Genomic DNA, 18,935 nt, shown 5'->3' on the forward strand with positions numbered 1-18,935 from the left:
GTAAAAAAGATGAGTGGCTGCGACCTTGATTTATGCAAGATGTATAGCAACTCAACTTGTTTAATACCCTTATCATACAAGTCTCATAAAAGACTATCTTCCTATTTTCTTGCTGTTTTATTCCCGGATATTGTCATGCGATACTTTAAAGGCGATGTCCCCGTCGCTTCCTTGAAGAAGTGATGAAATGTCTTAACGCTATTGAATCCGGCTTGCTCTGCTATTTCGGTAATCGAATAGTTTTCATTCAGCAAAATCCATTTCGCTTTATTAAGTCGATATTCATTTAGAAAAGTTACAAAGGTCATTCCTGTATTTTTCTTAAAAAACTTAGTGAAATAATAAGGGCTGAACCCTATATAGTCGGCAACGTCTTTTAGTATAATTGATTCCTGGTAATTGCTTTCTACATATTCAAAAATCCGTTCCAGCTTTAAAAGCATTTCTTTGGTCGGAGTCAGGATATTTTCCGAGATTTGGGGTCGATGTTTCTCACTCCCCCTTGGTACTTCTCTTAGAATAAAAGTGAACATTTCATAAAGTTTGGCCTTGATCATATATGCATAGCCCTCTTTGCGCTCGTAATCTTCTGTGCTTATGTTTTGAAGAAGAGGAAGAAGCTTGGTTGCCGTTTCATGAGGCCAGTTTCTGCTGGATTGCTCTATTTGAGTAAAAATGTCACGAAGCGACCGATCATCGTAAATTAGTGTGGATACGTCTTGGAACAGGCTCAGATCAAATTGAATAACAATTCGCTCACTATCAGGGGATGACAAAAAAAAGTGGACGTCACCGCCATTAATGAATTGGACTTCCCCCTGCTTCAGACGGATTACCTTGTCATTCAACCCCAAATCCAGACTTCCCTGGGTAACATAAATAATTTCAATTTCCTTATGCCAGTGAGGATAACAGAGCACATCTCCTTTATGAATAAAGCTTCGAAATGGGAGTCTTTTGTCGAGTTCCGGGATTTCTAGATATAAACTCATGTACGCTAGCAGTCCTCCTTATATGTGTTGCATTCAATAATATATCTTGTAATCGTTTTCATAAAAACTTCCTGTGCAAATTCCTTCTGTTCATTCTCTGTAGATCCTAATAATAATTCAAAAGGATATGTTTATAAATGTTTTTCTCATAAGAATTGTTGCTGAGTAGCCCTGCGTCATCAAGTCGATTTTGAAGGTAACGGTGCAATATAAGATTAACAATAAGCCTTATCAAAAACCGCACATCCGATATCCTGATGTACGGTTTTTTTGCATTCTAATTTTCTTGTTCCTTTATCACCTGCTCAATTCCCGACAAAATCAACTTCAAGCCGAACTCAAACGCTCCGTCGCTCCCCATCATCTCAAACAACCCGCCCTTGTGCATTCGCCGGAACAGTCCTGCTTCCGTCTCGCTCATGGAGTCCAGTAGCTGGATCATCTCCCCGCCCGGAAGCTCTCCCTGGTTCTTAATCATTACGGAGACCGTGCGCTGGTGCTCATAATTATCCAGAACAAAGAAGAAAACATAGTTCACAAGCGTAAGAACGGCTTGCAATTTCTGCTCTTGCTCAAGTGGCGTAGATTCCATACAGAGCAGCATACGGTTGGTGAAGCGAATCATGTCCGGCTCATGGGGCAGCGTCTGCATCATAAGCTGCGTGGAGCAGGGATACCGGCGGAGTACACTCCGTATCGATATCGCAAGGCCCTCCATTTGCACCTTCCAGTCCCCGTCGGATTGGAATTCATTCAGGATCATTTTCGATATCTGGTTGGCCAGATGCTGGTAGAGATGCTGCTTGCTCTTAAAGTACCAGTACAGAGAAGGAGCCTGAATACCCAGCCGATCGGCCAATCGCCTCATACTGAATTTCTCAATGCCTTCATCCCCAAGAAGCTCCCAAGAAGCTCCCAAAATCTTATCCTCCGAAATCTGAGGCTGTTGTTTTTTCATCCATATCCGCCCTTTTATCTAACAGTGTAAGATTATGCTTTACAGGTTCATAAGTTCATGATAACATCTAACACTGTAAGGCACAAACTAACACTGTTAGATTGAAAATTGGAATATCGTTCGAATTTCAAATCATTTCAAAAAATAAATGAAGAAAGTAGTGACTCACACATGGATGCAGAAAACCTCCATTATTTTGAAAAAGCACCGATCGCAAAAGCCGTAGCTCACTTCGCTGTACCGATGATGTTAGGTACGTCGATGAGTGTCATCTATTCTATCCTGAACGCCTATTTCCTTGGTACATTAGGCAATACTGCCATGTTAACTGCACTCGCTCTAACCTTACCGTTATTCGCGGTGATTATGGCCCTCGGCAACTTGATTGGTATGGGTAGCGGTACATTCATCTCCCGTTTGTTAGGAGAAAAAAGATATGATGACCTAAAACATGTTTCCTCATTCGCCTTTTACAGCAGTTTAGTTCTTGGTCTTATCGTAATAGCCATCGGCCTCCCGCTGATCGATCCAATCGTTCATAGCTTGGGAGCAACGGCTGAATCCTTCGGATTTACAAAAGACTATGTCACGATTATGCTTATCGGTTCACCATTCGTCATATTATTCTTCACGCTGGAGAACATCGTGCGCTCGGAGGGTGCAGCAATCACATCCATGATCGGTATGATTCTTAGCGTGGTTGTAAATATTATTCTTGATGCGATTGTCATCTTCATCTTCCATTGGGGTGTAATCGGCGTTGCTTCTGCAACGGTCATTTCTAACTTGGTTGCCAGTGTTTTTTACGCATACCATATGGGATATAAAAGCCAATTTTTGACTGTCTCCGTAAAATGGTTTAAGGCTTCCAAGGAAATTATGAGTAATGTGTTCAAAATCGGAGTTCCCGTCTTTATCATGAGTATCTTCTTGGGTGCAATGTCGCTCATTTTGAACCATTTTCTTGTCGAATATGGAGATCAGGCCATAGCGGGGTACGGAATTTCATCACGTTTGTTGCAATTTCCTGAGTTTATTCTGATGGGCTTATGCGAGGGAGTTGTGCCGTTGATTGCCTTCTCTTTTACAGCAAATAAATTACGCATGAAGCATACCATTGGATTTACGATCAAAACGATTGTTGCGTTAGCTGTTGTGTTCGGCGTTGTCGTCTATTTGATTTCCGATCACTTAATTGGTTTATTTACGAATGACCCGCAATTAATTGAAATGGGTAGCTACATTCTACATGTGACGTTCCTATCCTTGTTCATTACAGGAATGACCTCGTTGTTTGTGGGGATCTTCCAAGCAACAGCGCAAGGAACCGCCGCGTTTGTTATGTCAGTCATTCAAGGAATTACTTTGATTCCTGTACTCTATATCGCCAACCGATTGAATGGCTTCCATGGGGTTGTATGGTCACTCGTCATTGCGGATCTCGTCGCGTTCCTTGTTGGAGCTATCATGCTGTATATTCTGCGCAACAAATTGCAGCCAGATTTAGAGAATCTAGTACATTAGAAAACAGTTAATAAGCTTTCCACCTAATCAACGAAATACTAATCAAAATAAGAAAACCGTTCCTCTTGTCTAGGAACGGTTTTCTTTTTTATGTGTTTTATTCAATTACGCTGCAATCAGCCAGAACTTCCGGTTTATAACGCATGCTGTCCGATTCTGTGATGGGACGAATGACTCTGCAGGGTACACCCGCTGCAAAAGAGCCTTCAGGGATATCTTGGGTTACTACACTTCCAGCACCAATGACGCATCCGTCGCCAATGGTAACACCGCCGCATACGGTGACGTTAGCCGAAATCCAAACATCATTTCCGATGGTGACAGGTTTAGCATAACAGAGCGACTTAGGTTCCCCGTTTTGGTCCAGCATTTGTCGACGTTCTGAAGCAATGAATGGGTGAACCGGTGTAACAATAGTCACATTAGGTCCAAAGCTGACGTGATCACCAATGGTAACCTTAGCATCATCCTGGACGGTCAGATTGTAGTTCGCAAAAAAATGGTTACCGATTTCTGTGTGAACGCCATAATGAAAGAAAATGGGGCCTTGTATAAAACAACGCTCTCCTTTTCGACCCAGAATCTGCATGAGTAATGCTTCACGTTCCTCCGTTTGATCCTCAAAAGTACGACTGTATTGACTACTTAGATTGTGAGAGCGAAGCTTAATAGCCTTAAGGTCTGGATGGCCGGGACTAAATAAGATCCCATTAAAAATTCGTTCTTCTTCAGTCATGTTATCAACTCCTGTTATAAATACTTCGATACATGAATCAACCTAACACTTTATACAATACCTTTATAATGAATATTTATAAAGTGTATAAAAAGCATCCTACGAAATCAACTACAAAACAAGTGTATTTATCCACACCATTTCTGTCAATGAATACTCGGAGGCTTTTCGTTCTTCCCAAAAAGTTTATTTTCCCTACAAACTGATTCCCTTTTCATTTCGTACTTTGTCCGGTGTTACATCATTTCCATCTGCATCAAGTATGGTAAGCACTGAAAAAGTGTTTAGAACTTGCCCACGAATTTCCCGTAAATAGTCTTCTCGTAATACTTGTTGTTCAACTCGTTCCGCATTGGTCAAACCTTCTTCACGCTCTTTTTTCGCCAATTCATTAATGCGACCTAAATGTTTAATCATCCTTTTCCTCTCCTTCTTTACAATTAATCTTACTGGTAGTCTAGCACCGAAATGCATACATTGCACCTATTTATTAGATAACGCCGGGAAGTATGGAACCACTTCCTCCCCTAATTCTTGAATCACCTCGTCAACCGGACGTGTTCCATATTTCAAGTTGAATGCAAGATGATTCACACCGATTCCTTTTAAAGCATTGAGGTATTCAATTAAAAATTTATATCCGCTCCTAAACCCTAAGTGAATAGGAGTTGGATCTTCATCTGGATTTTCTGATAAATCGATATATAAAGACTGATTAAAAGGCTTAAATTCATCCGTTAATGTACGCCATTGTTGAATAAGTGATGCTTGATCAATGATATTTCGTGGGTAATACAGCCAGCCATCACTGTGTTTTGCTATCCATTCCGGTGTCTGTGAAGAATGGCCTGTTACTAAAATAGGAATATCCTTTAATTCCGGTTTGGGTAACAAATCGCCACCCTGAAGGTTAAGGCTTGGTGAATGAATTACCGGGAATTCCTCATTCCAGACTTCTCTCATGACATGCAAAGATTCTTGAAATAATTCACCACGTTTTTCTCGGTCCACTGAAAACGCTGAAAACTCACTAGGTCGATCCCCTGTAGCAATGCCCAGCACAAGTCGTTTTCCGGAAATTCGATCAACAGAAGCTGCTGCTTTTGCTACATGCAACGGATGGCGTAGTGTGGTGATCATACTTCCGGTACCCAATGAAATCTTTTTCGTATGAGCAGCTAAGAATCCAAGAAAAACCCATGGATCATATATTTGTCCCACATCCCCAAAGCTTGGAACATTTAAAGGAACATCTCTAACGAATAAGGAAGCAAAGCGCGCTTCTTCTGCCTTTTTCGCCAATTGCATTTGTTGCTCTAACTGCATCTCTGGGATACTACCCTTATAAGACTCTATTGGAAAATATATCCCGAGCGTAAGTTGGTCTTCTTTAAACATGTTTGTATAGCCCAGATGTGATTCAAATTTATTCATTTCCTGACCTCCGCATAAATATCCAATATTCATTTGCAAAGGCAATGATAAACCATATAACCTTCAGAAAATAGTACGCACAATTTTGTTCTATAGGATAAAATTTGTGATATTGTATACTTTTTTATACCAAACGGAAACTGTCACGTTCGACAGTCCCCGTCTCCTATTTACTGCTTGCCTTGAAGCTCCTCATGCCATTCCTGTTTGAGCTCACTCCAATGTGCTCGTTTTTCCAGTGCAGCCTGGAAATCACTCCAAGCCTGTTCAAATTGTGAGTCATCCTTAGCCATAATCAGCTTGGCTTTATACTCTTTTCGCACATTATCAAGTTCAGGTAAATATTTCTCCCATAAGCCACCGGGTTTGGCCTTCACCATATCGTAGTTTTCAGCAACCCGGGTCCCACCCATTTTGCCAATCTTTTCGGTGAATTCGATCGTTTTGAATCTTCCTTTCGGATCAGTAACCCCATAATTCCACCATGGGTACCAGTCATTACTATAGGAAGATGCCGCATAAAGCTCTGGCGTCGTGCTTGCCTTCTTCGCTTGATCTCCAGAGTCATGCAACGCTTTATATTTCTCGTCCGTGTACACCCATTTTCCTAATGGTTTATCCACCCAATCCCAGAACACTCCTGGCGGACCTTCGTTCACAACCTGCTGCTGTTCGGGCTTGGACTGTAGTGTGTAATCGAAGAAATCAAGAATGGAATCGAGATTTTTAGTATTTTTATTGATAAATACGTCATTGGCAGGATAAGGATTGATAATCTGATTAGCGCCAATCTCACTCACGCCATCCACTTTCGGATAGGGAATGACATCATAGTACCATGCGGGATCGGTTGGTCCATCGAGAACCTCCCATAACTGGGCGTCCATATTAAAGAACCCACCTGCATTCATGGCTACACGTCCAGATTTGTTTTTCTCTTTGTAACGCTCCTTCTTGTCTGTAATCGCTTCGTGATCCAGAAGCCCTTCCCTGAACATGTGGTTCATCCATTGGTAAGCCGCTTTATAATGTGGATTGTCATAGATAAACTGAAAGTCATTACCTTGCTTCTCTACTGGAATGACGCCACCCGCTGTGCTGACCGTAACGCCAAATGTACTTAGGATGACATTTTCATCGCTTGCGTCAGAGAGAAAACTAAGGGGAATCAACGGTTTCCCGTTTTCATCTTTCTGTTTAGCCGACAATCTCAAATACTTCTCTATACCGTCCAACGATTTCAGATCATCCATCGTCATGCCGGTTTTCTCCAGTACATCTGTACGGACAAACCAGCCGTAGGAAGCCCAACCGGGCCAAGGATCATCGGGATTTTGATCAAACCATGTCGGAATGGAATAGATATGTCCGTCCGAAGCTTTCATCTGATCCAGATAGATTTTCGGAATGGAGGCCAATCCAGGATATTTATCCGGCATATCGAAGTATTGCTCCAGCGGAAGAACGCTGCCCGAACGCGTCATCGCAGTGGTCACGACATCACTACGTGAGAACAGAGCTGCATCATCAAAACCACCAGTATTCAATTTCAGGTTCAGCTCTGTCATTACATCGCCCTGCGTAGCCTCCAGCCGAACGTCTATGCCCGGCTCCTTTTCTTTCCAATACATTTGGACCATACTTTGGTTATTAATTGTTGCATTCCATCCCAGCCATAGCTTAAAGGAATTTGCAGAACTGCTGCCACTCTCCGTACTACTGCTTGAGCATGCCGTTATCCCAAACATCAGTAGAGCCAAGGATAATAGCGCCAGCTTTCTTCCCTTTTGTTGACGTAAACTCATCACATGCGTCCCCCTTGGTTATTTTGAAATTGTATAGGATTAGAAAACCCATTCTGTTGCTTCATTTTTCATTGGGTTATCCTTTTACTGAGCCGATAAGCACACCTTTTACAAAATACTTTTGCAGGAATGGGTACACACACAAGATCGGAAGCGCGCTTACCATGACTGTCGCCATTTTGATGGACATGAGTGTAACGTTAGAGAGCATGGTGCCCCGGGCAAGCGCTTCCTGATTATTGTTGGATCCGAGGACAGTCGAGATATCCTGGGCAGACAGCAGTTGTTGCAAAAACGTTTGAACCGGAATCAGATTCTGATCTGAAACATAAAATGCGCCAGAAAACCAGTCATTCCATTGCCCCACTGCAGTAAAAAGGCCAATGGCTGCAAGCATGGGTTTCGAAAGCGGCATAATAATAACGAAGAGAATGCGGACAGGATTGGCGCCATCAATCTCAGCCGATTCGATCAGTGCTTCCGGAATCCCCTGGATGAATTTCATCATCACAAACATATTCCACGCCGAGAATGCGGACGGAATGATATACACCCAGAATGAGTTTAATAATGACAAGTGATTAAGCTGGATATACAAAGGGATTAATCCGCCACTAAACAGCATCGTAATCAGCACGTATCCCAGGAGGGATTTCCTGAAAGGAAGCTGCCGATAGGACAAGCCATAAGCCGCCAGTAGTGTGATGAGTAAGCCGACAAAAGTGCCTACGATCGTTCGGGATATCGTAATTAAGTAAGCATGTTGAATAACCGAATTCCCAAGCACAACCTCATAATTGTACAAAGTAAACTCCCTAGGCCACAGATAGACACCGCCTTTTGCCGCATCGCTGCCAACGTTTAAGGAAACGGCAAGCATATACGTGAATGGATAGATTACCGAGATACAGAGAAGTGCCAATAGAAACACAATAATTGTCTGACCCACCCGTTCCCTCATAGAAGTTCTCATATTACCAAAGCCCCTCTCCGTTGAACTTTCGCGCCATCTGATTGGTGCATAGTACCAACACCAGACTGATGACCGAAGAAAGGAGACCCACTGCAGTGGCCATTCCAAAATAACCTTGCTGCAAGCCATTTCGTAAAATATATGTGTCTAGCACATCTGCGACTGGCTGATTGGCCGGATTCATCAGAGGATAGATTTGATCCATGCCTACTGCTATCAGTCCAGGCATACTGAGAATCAACACGATAGAGATGGTCGGCATTATACCCGGCAGGGTAATGTTGCGAATTTGTGCGAGCCGTCCTGCTCCTTCCACCCTAGCTGCTTCATAGAGCTGCGGGTCAATCGTTGTAATTGCCGCCAGATACAAGATCGTATTCCAGCCTACCTCCTTCCATAGACCGCTCACTACGATCATGGGCCGGAACCACTCCGTGGATCCCAAGAAAAAGACTGAATCTCCCCCGAGCTTCTCTATCAACTGATTGACCAATCCGCCGTCCAACGTCAGCAGGGATTGCAGAATGTAAGCCACCACGATCCACGAAAAGAAATGCGGAAGATAACTTACGGATTGGACAAACCGCTTGTATTTGTTGTTTTTCACCTCATTGATGAGCAATGCCAAAATAATAGGAGCTGGAAATCCGAACACAAACTTGAGAATCGCGATGTAAATTGTATTCTTCACCACAATCCAGAACTGTTCATCTTGCAAGAATGAGAAGTTTTCCAAACCAACCCATGCACTACTCCACATCGTGCTGCCGATGTGAAAATCCTTGAATGCCACCTGGATGCCCACCATCGGAATGTAGCTGAAGAGAAGCAGTAGGATTGCACCAGGTAGAATCATTACATATTGCCAACGGTATTTTGCCAGTCGTTCAATCATTTAACCACCTCTGCCATCAGTATAGAGATCAATTGAAAGCGGTAACATATAATAACGATCGGATATCTATCGATTGGATTGGCAATATCAGAAAAGGCGAAGTAACAACTTACAAATCAAATACACTGCGTACGATTAGCTGTGATTGCAGTTCTTCAAGGGATGCCGGTTTGTTGAGATCATCTTTCTTCAGAGAAATGGTCTTTCTTTCACCAGCTGACAAGTCAAAATAATTGTTACTGAAAATACCGTCTATTTCACTGAAATCCAGCTCCACAAACCGTGCAAAAGCTTTCGAATCAACCGTTATAACAAAATGATCCTCTTCTTCTGTCATCGTGGTCTCAATCGCAGGATCAATAAAACCAAAATGCTTTGGCTTCACAAATAACACTGTACCTTCGCTGACAACTTCACCATCCACCACAAAGGAAAACTGTAAATACGTATTCCGTTTCTTAGCAGTTGTATCGAGCATCTCAGTGAAATCAAGCTGTTCGAATAATGAGGTTGATAACGCTTTCAAATCAATTACTTTTGAAGAAGCTACGATTTCATTGGATTGCGAATCCATGAGCCTCCATTTCAATTCTCCTTTTACAGCACTCCTACTCTCATTCGACACGTGAATTTCTACCTTCGAACCATCTTCCCGAGCCGATACAAGAACAGGCGCGAAAAAGCGTTTGGCTGCATAATGCAGTGCTTTCCAGCGACCAAAGTAATCGATACTGGACCAGGAAGCAACAGGCCAGCAATCATTCAACTGCCAGTACAGTGCTCCCATACAGCGTCCACGATGTCTGCGCCAGTGCTCAACCCCACATGAGATTCCTTCAGCCTGAATGAGCTGTGAAGCGTATAACAGGGAATTGAAATCTTGTGGCAAGCGATACGTCTCCCCGATGTAATACAGAATTTTCTCATTGCCCGTACCATTCTTCTGATGAGATTCCATGACCGGTGAGAAGATATTGCGGTCTTCGGGCAACGTAAATGTCTCTATGGTCTTGTGATTCGGAAAGGATTGCAATCCGAATTCGGACATGTAGCGCGGGAACAATGTGCGGAATTCGGTAAAAGGTTTCTTGCCATGCCACACATCCCAGTAATGCATGTCTCCGTAATTTTCATCGTTTGGATTGTCAAAGCTGCCTTTGGATGAAGGTGAAGCTAACCAGTAGAACGTGTTCGGATCATATTCCTTCGCAATAGCTGGGAGTAATACCTCGTATTGCTTAATGTAGTCTGCTTGTAACTGTAAGGATGTTTTCTTCGCCCAGTCCCATTCGACCCAAGCCATCTCCTGCTCATTGTTTCCACACCAGATTCCTAATGAGGCATGATGACGCAAGCGTTTCATGTTATCGATGGTCTCTTTTGTAATCGATTGCTTGAATTCCTCAGTCAGTTCATATACCCCGCAGGCATACATCAAGTCCTGCCATACAATCAAGCCGTATTCGTCGCACAAATCATAGAAGTAATTCTCCGGATAATGTCCGCCACCCCAGACACGAATTGTATTGAAATGGGCTTGCGCACAGCTCTTGATCAATCGTTCTGTCCGATCCGGGTTACAGCGCGGCAAGATGTTATCTTCCGGAATATAGTCAGCACCCATCGAGAAAAAAGATACACCGTTCACTTCGAATTCGAAGGACTCACCCCACTGATCCTGCTCTTGCTTCACAGTTAATGTTCTCAGTCCAATGCGCTTATCATCACGATCCAGCTCCACGCCTTGTTCTATAAGCGCAACGCTCAGCTGATACAATGGCTGTTTGCCCAGACCATTCGGCCACCATAACTCGGGATGGTCCACTTCAATCCAGATATGATGATCCCCAGCATTCACGACAGACGTGCATCCTTTCAATGTCTCCCCGGAAGGTGTATCTAATGTGACCATGATCTCCCGCTCTGCTTGGACCCAACCAGATGCCCTTACGCGAACATCTAAGGTTACCTTACCTTCGCTATGCATCTGTGTAATGTAGACATCTTCCAAACGGGCATGATCATAGCCTTGAATGGAGATATTCCGCCAGATTCCCAAATCAGGTAATTGTGGACCCCAATCCCAACCGAACATGGAGTGTGCTTTACGCAAATGGGAGATTCCTTCTACTGCATCACTGCAGTTAATCAACGGGCGCTCGGCTTGTTTACGCAGTACATACTCCACAGGGGAACGAAGAATAATGTGTATGGTATTTTCACCTTGTTTAATAAAGGATGTAATATCGATTTCATAAGTACAGTGCATATTACTTACATTCGCGATATTCATTCTATTCAGAAACAATTCGCCAATCGTATCCAACCCTTCACATAACAGGATGATCCGGTCATGCTTGAGATCCGCTACGCTTACTTCAAAAGAGTGTTTGTATTCATAATCATAATTGCACAGTTCAAGTGCCACCTGCTCTTGCTCGCGGTAGTAAGGGTCTTCCATTTGTCCAGCTTGTAGCAAATCATTAAAGACCGAACCTGGGACCGTCGCCGGAAGCCATTCGGCATGATCCACTCTCTTCATTTGCCACCTGCCATTGAGATCGATAAGCAACATTTGTGATACCTCCTGATGTCTTTGTAATCTATTTCATTCTATCAAGAGGCCTCCATTCTTTCTTATGTTGTGTTCACGGAATTCGTGTGCTATTTTGATATTAACAATAATTGGAGAGGTTAGAGCCATGATCAAATACACAGCATCTACTCACATCCATCCCGACCTGCTCGTAGATCCGTTCTGGGTCGATTCCTTATCGAAAGTATCACCCGAGCATACCCATGACTTTTACGAGTTCTTCATTCTAAGTGAAGGGCAGTGCCAACATATCGTCAATGGAACAACCCAGCATTTAAGGCCGGGCTGCCTTGTCTTTATTCGACCGCATGATATTCACCGTTATGAGCCGGAAGGCACTCAGGACTGCCGTTTTCTGAATAGCCCGTGTCGATCCGCAGTAATAGAAGAAGCTTTGGCCTACTTGAATGAACAGAAGTATGCGCAAGGACTCTTGCAGGCTCCCGTTCCCCAGATTGCCATGTTATCTCAGTTAGAAATGACAGAGATGGTTCGAAGCTTTGAACGGATTATGATGCTCTCCACAGTGGATAAGAAGAAGGCTCGCGTATACGCAAAAGGGCTGATTATTCAGATTTTTACGCAGCATTTCTTTGAGTTGGATACCATTGAACAACCCATTCTCCCGCTATGGCTTGAGCATGCTATCTCCAAAATGCAGCTGAAAGAAAACATGATTCGTGGTCTTCATGCGCTCTATGAATTGTCAGGTCGAAGCGTTGGTCATGTGAACCGTGCCTTTCGTCAATATCTGAATCAGACACCAACAGAGTATATTAATCAGCTTCGGCTGAATGTAGCCAAAAACTTGCTGCTCACGACTGAGCTTCGCGTGCTTGAGATTGCACTAGAAGCGGGATTTGAGAACGTCAGCCACTTCTACCATCAGTTCAAAAAATACTATAATCAAGCTCCGCTAGATTTCCGTAAAAACGCGACAATGAATAAGGAATCGCTGCTGACATAAGGATCCAAAGCATCCATATGGTGATATCTGCAGCATGCCATCATATCCGTACCCAAAACACAAAAAAGCTCTCCCTATATGCAGGGAGAGCAGAGTAAACACAAAGCAAATTAAGCGGAGTATTTATATTGGTGATTGGCGACACGAACCCCTTCGAGCATCTCCTCTATTTCTCTTTGAGGTTTGGTGCAGCTAGAAGGATATAGTTGTCGTCTTTTTCTTTCAGACACGCTGGGCCGCAGGGAAGCCGAACGAAATTACAGCTCCTCCCTCCTTATGGTTGGTGGCCTGAATCAGCCCGCCGCAGCGTTCCACAATGGCCCGGGCAATCGCCAGACCCAGTCCGGACTCACCGTCTTTTCCTTTGACAAAACGGTGGAATAAGGTGGGCAGCAGCTCCTGCGGAAAGCCGGGACCGTCATCCGAAACGGATAGCGCGATCTTCCCTTTTTCCAAGTTCGCAGTGATGTGAATTTCTTCTTTGGCGTATCTTGCGGCATTCGTCACGACGTTGAGCAGTGCCTGCAGCAGTTTATCCTGATCAGCCATGACGAACAGCTCTTTATTCTCTGGGCAGGCGATATGGAGTGTAAGTCCTTTCTTTACAAGCAGCGGATTGACACGTTCGGATGTTTCCGTCAACAATTCGTTCAGACTGACCTTGGAAGGTTTGAAGATATCCTCTTCACTATCCAGCTTCGCAAGCAGCGTCATTTCGGTCACAATCTTGCCTAATCTACCGCTCTCCCCCAGGATCACGTCCAGTCCTTTACGAACGTTCTCACCTTCAAAGATTCCATCTCGAATGCCCTCCGCATAGCCTGCAATGGACATCAGAGGGGTCTTCAGCTCATGAGAAGCATTCTGGAAAAACTGCTTCTGCACCTCATTGAACCTGTTCAGTTCGCCAGCCATCTCGTATACCGTCTGTGCCACAGCTCCAATCTCACCGCCAGCCTTGACCAGCTGCACATCCGTGAAATGACGTTGTTTGACCTTCTTAAGTTCCTGCTTCAGATTCATCAATGGCTGAATCAGCCTTTTCGTAATAAACAAACTGAGCAGGAACATAATGGCTCCAACGATACAGATCACCAGGATGAGACGACCCAGAAGCGCCTGTTCAATTGCTTTGATCTTGCTCATGGGCGTCAAAAGAGTCAGGGTTCCTTGGGGGATGGGACTGACATCCATCACATAACGCCCATCCGTTCCCTTCCACAGATCCTTGATGCTGGACGAAGTGACCGCTGTGTATTTCGACAAGTTTGCTGGTACGGCTTCAGTCAATGTGTTACTGCTCGCCATTCCGGTTGTACCACTCACAGACAAAGTCCCTGACAGCACATTTCCGTTAAAATCAGTGACAAAGGCTTCAACATCCGCAGGAATGAGTGTTGAAGGAGCACTCGTAACTTCTCCCGTTACCAACTGGACGGACTGCATACCCGTTATATTCGAATTAGACATCGTGACCGCAGCTCCAGTAGAAAGTACAGGACTCATTGTGATATCCCCTGCTTTCGTTATAGAAGCGGACATCGCTGCACTTAACGTCTTGAGATCATTCTTCTCTGTTCCAATGAAATGATCCAGCAGCACATAATGAAGTAAGACGGCCGTGACGGAGAGGATCAGAACCAGTGACAATCCGAACGCAAGGTTAATTTGATGAACAAGTTTCATATTAAACTTCACTCCGATCTGTACGCATACGATACCCGTGTCCCCACACCGACTCGACGGGAAGTTCCTCAATTTTTTTGCGAATCCGCTTAATTAAATGATCCACGGCACGGTCACTGCCAAAATAATCTTCTCCCCAGACAAAACTGAGCAGCTCGTCCCTCGTAAACGCACGATTCGGATGTTCAGCCAGTACCTTGAGCATGGTGAACTCTTTGCTGGTCAGGTCCACTTCTTCCCCTCTCCATATGGCCCGCCTCTCTTCCAACATTAATTGAAGATCACCGGTATCGATTCTTGGCGTCGCAGCTTCGCTTACAACAGCTCTTTCTTCCGCACCGGTAAGTCTAATCCAACGTTCCAGCTGCCGCTTGATGCGGGCTACCAGCTCACGGGGGCTGAAAGGCTTCACTAGATAATCGTCACTGCCTAGCTCAAGGCCAAGTATTTTGTCCACCTCATTATCCTTCGCCGAGATCATAATAATGGGTACCTCTCCTTCATTACGGATGCGTTTGCACAATTCATAGCCATCCATTCCGGGCAGCATAATATCCATCACCCACATGCTCGGCGGACTTATTCTATATAAAGACCAGGCATCCTCGGCATTAGCAAGGCCTATCGTTCGATAGTTCTCTTTGTGCAAATAAGCTTGAATCAGTGTGCGTATATTCTCGTCATCATCTACAACCGCGATGAGGTAATCGTTATTCATGAACGGGGCCTCCTGTACTTTTCTCTATAGTGAGTATACCAAAGGTATATATATGGGAAGAGCTTTGCCATTGTTTTTCCACAATTACACCAATATTGTGCCACACTCCTTCGGTAAATTGATAACTGTAAGACAAACCAAACCATAAGGAGTGTTACGAAATGAACTACAGTTTTAAATTCAGAAATGTTGCCCTGTCCGCCCTGCTGCTCACTGCGATCTCCGCACCGATTGTCGCGAATGCCGACAGCGCCGCTAACGCAAATGCTGTTACAAATGGAACTGCTACCTTGAAAGAAGCTAAATCCGCCATTGCGACCTTTACATTGGCTAATCCGGTGGAGCAGGCCAAAAAGTACGCGCCAGAAACAGTAAGCGAATGGGAAAAAACGCTAGCCCGTTACAATAAACTGCTTTCACAAAACTATACATCCCAAGTAATGGCCACTTTGGTTGCTGTTGACGTAGACTCTGACGAATGGAAGAAAGTTTCCGAGAACGCCAAACCAGGTGAGATCAAAGAAATGCAGGCCTTAAAGGTTGAGGAAGGCAAACTTACCCCAGTTGAGAGTGTAAAAGCCGAAAAATTACCTAATTCCGAAAATAAGAACACCTTGTCTTTCTCCATTACCACAAGCAGTTCGGATCTGAAAGGATTAGTTGAGAATGCAGAATCTGGAGTGGCAATTGCCGTCAGCCCTCTGAATCTTGACGAAAAATCAACCGGAACAACAAGCGCGGTTATAGCAAATGCTGAAAGTCTTCAATTTAGCGGTACTACAGCTGCCAGTGCATTCTTCTTAGCACAAAGTAATTTGAATAATGCTGTAACAGCTAAGGACGAAGCGGCAATCAAGACTTCCCTTGCCGACCTTCTGAAGCAATACAAAGCGCAAATCACTGAGCTAGAGGCAGCTCAAGAGTAGGTTTAAATACATTTCAGCTTTAACTACATCATTAAGCAAAAACGCCAAATCTTACACGAACTAAAAGACCGAACGCCAACAACCAGCAAGCCTCCACATGGAAGCCTGCTGGTTGTTGTTTTGTTGGCTATAAGCTATATCTGCTACGTGTTATCTACTGCCTGCCCTGATCTTAAATGAGTCAGGGCTTTTGCTCTTCGGTTTATTTTTCGTTAACCCGGGTAACTACAAATGGCTCGTTCAACGCCTGCAGAGCTGCGGCCATATCTTCAGCTGAAAGTCTGCTGCCAGCCGAAATATGATATTGAAACTCATAGAAGCCGCCCAAGGTCGCTTTGAAATTCGTTTCCCAATAATTTGTCATCAGCCAGGCATAGGCTTCCGGTTGAGCGTCAGGTGCTTGCTGGGTGTGGACCTTTCTGGTCCCGTAATCCAGCGTTCCCCATTGTACGAGAGGTGTGTCCGGGACAGCAAGCAGCAGACTGCGGTCATGATCCCGCCAGGCAATGCCCGACTGTACAGCGGAATAATCCAGGCAAGTTCCCGGAATCTGATCCTTCCAGGGGCGAACGAGGCCTCCTGGCTTGTCGGCAAACAGGGTAACCGGCCCAGTGCCTCCCGGGTTGAACGGCAGGGCCAGATAAACGTTCTCCGGATTCCAGATGCTCTCTTTATGGAACCGCGCCGAAATATCCATCCGGTTTTGACGGGTATAGATCCGCAAGTGTAGTGAAAAATAGGCGATACCCTTGAGCTGATAACCAAGCTCAACGGTAGCATACAGCGGTCCATTATCCACCGCTCGCACGGAGATAAGCTGACCAACCGAACGCTCCACGTTCAAGCCTTTACGGTTGCGTCCCATTTTGGAACGGACGCTCCATACCTGAGATGCATCCGCAGGGTTCGCCGGATTGGTCACCTCATAGATGGGTGTAAATGCCCCATACAGATCATCCGCTTTCAACAGTTCGCGTCCTGTCTCCTTATCGATCCACGACACAATGCCGCGCTCTTTCGACCAAGTCAAGCGTACAAAAGGGGACTCCAGCCCAGTTTGGCAAACGGAGATCGGCGCTTGCTGTCCGCCTGTCGTTAAGGAATACATATCCTCCATATCGTACACCTGGTCAGCGCCGATCAGCTTTGAATTGGAGGTTGACGTTAAGGAAGAATGACTCTTCTGCGCTGCCAGGAGTGGGCGCAGAATCAGTATGCAGCTCTCCATGCCTTGGAGTTTGAGCTCCGCAATAATCGTCTGCGGGTGGCTTGACTGCTGGATCAGCACCTGTCCCGTGTCCTCACGGATTACTTCTACTCCGTTCAATAGCTCATCCGGTTCCCATCCTTCAAGCTTCAACTGAACCAACTCGGTTACCTCCCGCTCCGAGAGATTCGTTACCTTGAAGCGATAAGGACGCCCCGGGTACAAGGTGGCGGCATTATCGGCAAGCAGCACCTGATCTAGCGCGCGGTAAGCAAGCTTGCTTGCCTCTGCAGCGTTAGCTGTCTTGCGAACCTCAAGCATCTGCACATTTTTGTGCCACGGTTCATAAACAGAGGAGTGATACCCCCAAGTGTGTTCGGCATAAAGAGTAAGCGCCTGCTCTACAGCCTCGATTTCCTGGAGACTAACACTTTTCTGTTCAGGGTCGAGCTTTTCCACCTTGCGAAGTGTCCGCTGTGCGTCACGGTAAATCTGAGTGTGCATCGGTGTGGAGCTTACACCGTCCGACCACCAGTCAGGCCAATCCCCTTTATGCACAGGCAGACCATCCGTCCCTTCCTCCTTCAAGCGGGCAAAAAAGCCACTCAACGTACTCATCTCCACGGAAATCCCCTCGCCGTTTTGACGGTTCCATGCATCGATCCATTCCATGATTGCGCTATTGGGCGATCCGTTGTCTGTGGGCAATCCGGACAGCATCATCGGCACGAAATCGTATGGATACTGCTCCGCCTCAAGCTGGGCCAAGTACCGGTGGATGCGAATATTGGCGATTTGATTATGAATGTTCGCTGTTTCCACAAGTCTGTGGCCGAATTCATCACGAATCATGTATTTGCCAAGCGCACCAGGACAGAAACCAAGCTCGTTGCCAAGCATGTAGTGGTCTCCATTCCAGACCAGCAGGCGTTCCCCACTTGGAGCTTCCCACCAGAAAGGGGACTGCTTGCGGCCCAGCGCATACATGCCGTGATGAGTATGTATACAGCTGAATAAATGTCCGATTCCGTTATTTAGCAGGCTATCGGCATATCCCCAGCTGTAGCCATTGATATCCGCCGTCATCGCACTGTCTATTGGGTGACCGATAGATTTGGCATATGTCTGAGCTTTGCTGTGTATTTTGTTCAACAACTGTAGGTCGGGCAGCTCGGTCATATTCAAATACGTGCCGGAGAGCTCGATATCGCCGCGCCGCACGGCATCAGCAAATGCAACTTTTTCCTCGTCTCGAGCCTGCTTCAGGAATTGCTCCACAGCCCAGAAGGTCTCACAGGTCCAACGGAACCCTTTCCACTCGGGGTTTACACCGTTATGGGCATCATTAACAATACGCAGCGCCTGACGGATAAAATCGATATGATATTGTTCAATCTTCTCCTGCCGGTCAGTATAACCAATGTCAGTATGGGAATGGTGAATGACATATATTTTCCATTTCCGTTTAAGCGTCGGGATGGCGGCCTGTTTGATTTGTTGTTCGAGTGTCATCTTTTT

Annotated in this window: 15 protein-coding genes; 3 read left to right on the top strand and 12 right to left on the bottom strand. The window is 45.1% G+C overall.

Features of this window, described 5'->3' with window-relative positions; genetic code table 11:
• Positions 1 to 101: 101 nt before the first annotated feature.
• Together BUA17_RS08175 and BUA17_RS08180 are read right to left on the bottom strand one after the other, a co-directional pair.
• On the bottom strand, positions 102 to 992 hold the full coding sequence (locus BUA17_RS08175; RefSeq protein ID WP_072733190.1) for an AraC family transcriptional regulator: 891 nt from the start codon (positions 990 to 992) through the stop codon (positions 102 to 104).
• A gap of 277 nt (positions 993 to 1,269) precedes the next feature.
• Positions 1,270 to 1,950 (bottom strand): TetR/AcrR family transcriptional regulator, encoded by a 681-nt coding sequence (locus tag BUA17_RS08180; protein WP_072733191.1) that lies wholly within the window; start codon positions 1,948 to 1,950, stop codon positions 1,270 to 1,272.
• A 171-nt stretch (positions 1,951 to 2,121) separates the two neighbouring features.
• Between BUA17_RS08180 and BUA17_RS08185 the strand changes: the two genes are divergently transcribed.
• On the top strand, positions 2,122 to 3,474 hold the full coding sequence (locus tag BUA17_RS08185) for an MATE family efflux transporter (RefSeq protein ID WP_072733192.1): 1,353 nt from the start codon (positions 2,122 to 2,124) through the stop codon (positions 3,472 to 3,474).
• Positions 3,475 to 3,571: 97 nt separating this feature from the next.
• Here BUA17_RS08185 and BUA17_RS08190 read toward each other — a convergent pair whose 3' ends face one another.
• The 7 genes from BUA17_RS08190 to BUA17_RS08220 form a co-directional block, all read right to left on the bottom strand.
• Entirely contained in the window at positions 3,572 to 4,210 is a 639-nt protein-coding gene (locus tag BUA17_RS08190; protein WP_063562689.1) for a sugar O-acetyltransferase, read from the bottom strand.
• A 195-nt stretch (positions 4,211 to 4,405) separates the two neighbouring features.
• Positions 4,406 to 4,627, bottom strand: a complete 222-nt coding sequence (locus BUA17_RS08195) for a DUF896 domain-containing protein (RefSeq protein WP_063562690.1) — start codon at positions 4,625 to 4,627, stop codon at positions 4,406 to 4,408.
• Between the two features lie 66 nt (positions 4,628 to 4,693).
• Positions 4,694 to 5,644: an LLM class oxidoreductase gene (locus tag BUA17_RS08200; protein WP_072733193.1), complete on the bottom strand. Its 951-nt coding sequence runs from the start codon at positions 5,642 to 5,644 to the stop codon at positions 4,694 to 4,696.
• A gap of 170 nt (positions 5,645 to 5,814) precedes the next feature.
• Positions 5,815 to 7,449: a type 2 periplasmic-binding domain-containing protein gene (locus tag BUA17_RS08205; protein ID WP_072733194.1), complete on the bottom strand. Its 1,635-nt coding sequence runs from the start codon at positions 7,447 to 7,449 to the stop codon at positions 5,815 to 5,817.
• A 76-nt stretch (positions 7,450 to 7,525) separates the two neighbouring features.
• Positions 7,526 to 8,422, bottom strand: coding sequence for a carbohydrate ABC transporter permease (locus BUA17_RS08210; protein ID WP_072733195.1), 897 nt, complete (start codon positions 8,420 to 8,422; stop codon positions 7,526 to 7,528).
• A gap of 1 nt (position 8,423) precedes the next feature.
• Complete coding sequence (locus tag BUA17_RS08215) at positions 8,424 to 9,317, bottom strand: ABC transporter permease (RefSeq protein ID WP_063562694.1); 894 nt, start codon at positions 9,315 to 9,317, stop codon at positions 8,424 to 8,426.
• Between the two features lie 109 nt (positions 9,318 to 9,426).
• Positions 9,427 to 11,892, bottom strand: coding sequence for a beta-mannosidase (locus BUA17_RS08220; protein WP_072733196.1), 2,466 nt, complete (start codon positions 11,890 to 11,892; stop codon positions 9,427 to 9,429).
• A 127-nt stretch (positions 11,893 to 12,019) separates the two neighbouring features.
• Between BUA17_RS08220 and BUA17_RS08225 the strand changes: the two genes are divergently transcribed.
• Positions 12,020 to 12,880, top strand: coding sequence for an AraC family transcriptional regulator (locus BUA17_RS08225; protein ID WP_072733197.1), 861 nt, complete (start codon positions 12,020 to 12,022; stop codon positions 12,878 to 12,880).
• A gap of 222 nt (positions 12,881 to 13,102) precedes the next feature.
• On the opposite strand, the gene BUA17_RS08230 is transcribed toward BUA17_RS08225, so the two are convergent.
• Positions 13,103 to 14,566: a sensor histidine kinase gene (locus BUA17_RS08230; protein ID WP_072733198.1), complete on the bottom strand. Its 1,464-nt coding sequence runs from the start codon at positions 14,564 to 14,566 to the stop codon at positions 13,103 to 13,105.
• Position 14,567: 1 nt separating this feature from the next.
• Complete coding sequence (locus BUA17_RS08235; RefSeq protein WP_072733199.1) at positions 14,568 to 15,284, bottom strand: response regulator transcription factor; 717 nt, start codon at positions 15,282 to 15,284, stop codon at positions 14,568 to 14,570.
• 161 nt (positions 15,285 to 15,445) lie between these two features.
• Between BUA17_RS08235 and BUA17_RS08240 the strand changes: the two genes are divergently transcribed.
• Positions 15,446 to 16,210, top strand: a complete 765-nt coding sequence (locus BUA17_RS08240) for a hypothetical protein (protein ID WP_072733200.1) — start codon at positions 15,446 to 15,448, stop codon at positions 16,208 to 16,210.
• 202 nt (positions 16,211 to 16,412) lie between these two features.
• Here the strand turns inward: BUA17_RS08240 and BUA17_RS08245 are convergent, their stop codons facing one another.
• The gene (locus BUA17_RS08245) at positions 16,413 to 18,929 is read right to left on the bottom strand and encodes a glycoside hydrolase family 38 N-terminal domain-containing protein (protein ID WP_072733201.1); all 2,517 of its coding nucleotides are present in this window, start codon (positions 18,927 to 18,929) and stop codon (positions 16,413 to 16,415) included.
• Positions 18,930 to 18,935 lie beyond the last annotated feature (6 nt).

Source organism: Paenibacillus sp. ov031 (assembly GCF_900143165.1).
GTDB lineage: Bacteria > Bacillota > Bacilli > Paenibacillales > Paenibacillaceae > Paenibacillus > Paenibacillus marchantiae.

Excerpts from the sequence above, each read along its gene's own strand:
- BUA17_RS08175 (WP_072733190.1), bottom strand. The coding sequence starts at position 992 with ATGAGTTTATATCTAGAAATCCCGGAACTCGACAAAAGACTCCCATTT.
- BUA17_RS08180 (WP_072733191.1), bottom strand. The coding sequence starts at position 1,950 with ATGAAAAAACAACAGCCTCAGATTTCGGAGGATAAGATTTTGGGAGCT.
- BUA17_RS08185 (WP_072733192.1), top strand. The coding sequence starts at position 2,122 with ATGGATGCAGAAAACCTCCATTATTTTGAAAAAGCACCGATCGCAAAA.
- BUA17_RS08190 (WP_063562689.1), bottom strand. The coding sequence starts at position 4,210 with ATGACTGAAGAAGAACGAATTTTTAATGGGATCTTATTTAGTCCCGGC.
- BUA17_RS08195 (WP_063562690.1), bottom strand. The coding sequence starts at position 4,627 with ATGATTAAACATTTAGGTCGCATTAATGAATTGGCGAAAAAAGAGCGT.
- BUA17_RS08200 (WP_072733193.1), bottom strand. The coding sequence starts at position 5,644 with ATGAATAAATTTGAATCACATCTGGGCTATACAAACATGTTTAAAGAA.
- BUA17_RS08205 (WP_072733194.1), bottom strand. The coding sequence starts at position 7,449 with ATGAGTTTACGTCAACAAAAGGGAAGAAAGCTGGCGCTATTATCCTTG.
- BUA17_RS08210 (WP_072733195.1), bottom strand. The coding sequence starts at position 8,422 with ATGAGAACTTCTATGAGGGAACGGGTGGGTCAGACAATTATTGTGTTT.
- BUA17_RS08215 (WP_063562694.1), bottom strand. The coding sequence starts at position 9,317 with ATGATTGAACGACTGGCAAAATACCGTTGGCAATATGTAATGATTCTA.
- BUA17_RS08220 (WP_072733196.1), bottom strand. The coding sequence starts at position 11,892 with ATGTTGCTTATCGATCTCAATGGCAGGTGGCAAATGAAGAGAGTGGAT.
- BUA17_RS08225 (WP_072733197.1), top strand. The coding sequence starts at position 12,020 with ATGATCAAATACACAGCATCTACTCACATCCATCCCGACCTGCTCGTA.
- BUA17_RS08230 (WP_072733198.1), bottom strand. The coding sequence starts at position 14,566 with ATGAAACTTGTTCATCAAATTAACCTTGCGTTCGGATTGTCACTGGTT.
- BUA17_RS08235 (WP_072733199.1), bottom strand. The coding sequence starts at position 15,284 with ATGAATAACGATTACCTCATCGCGGTTGTAGATGATGACGAGAATATA.
- BUA17_RS08240 (WP_072733200.1), top strand. The coding sequence starts at position 15,446 with ATGAACTACAGTTTTAAATTCAGAAATGTTGCCCTGTCCGCCCTGCTG.
- BUA17_RS08245 (WP_072733201.1), bottom strand. The coding sequence starts at position 18,929 with ATGACACTCGAACAACAAATCAAACAGGCCGCCATCCCGACGCTTAAA.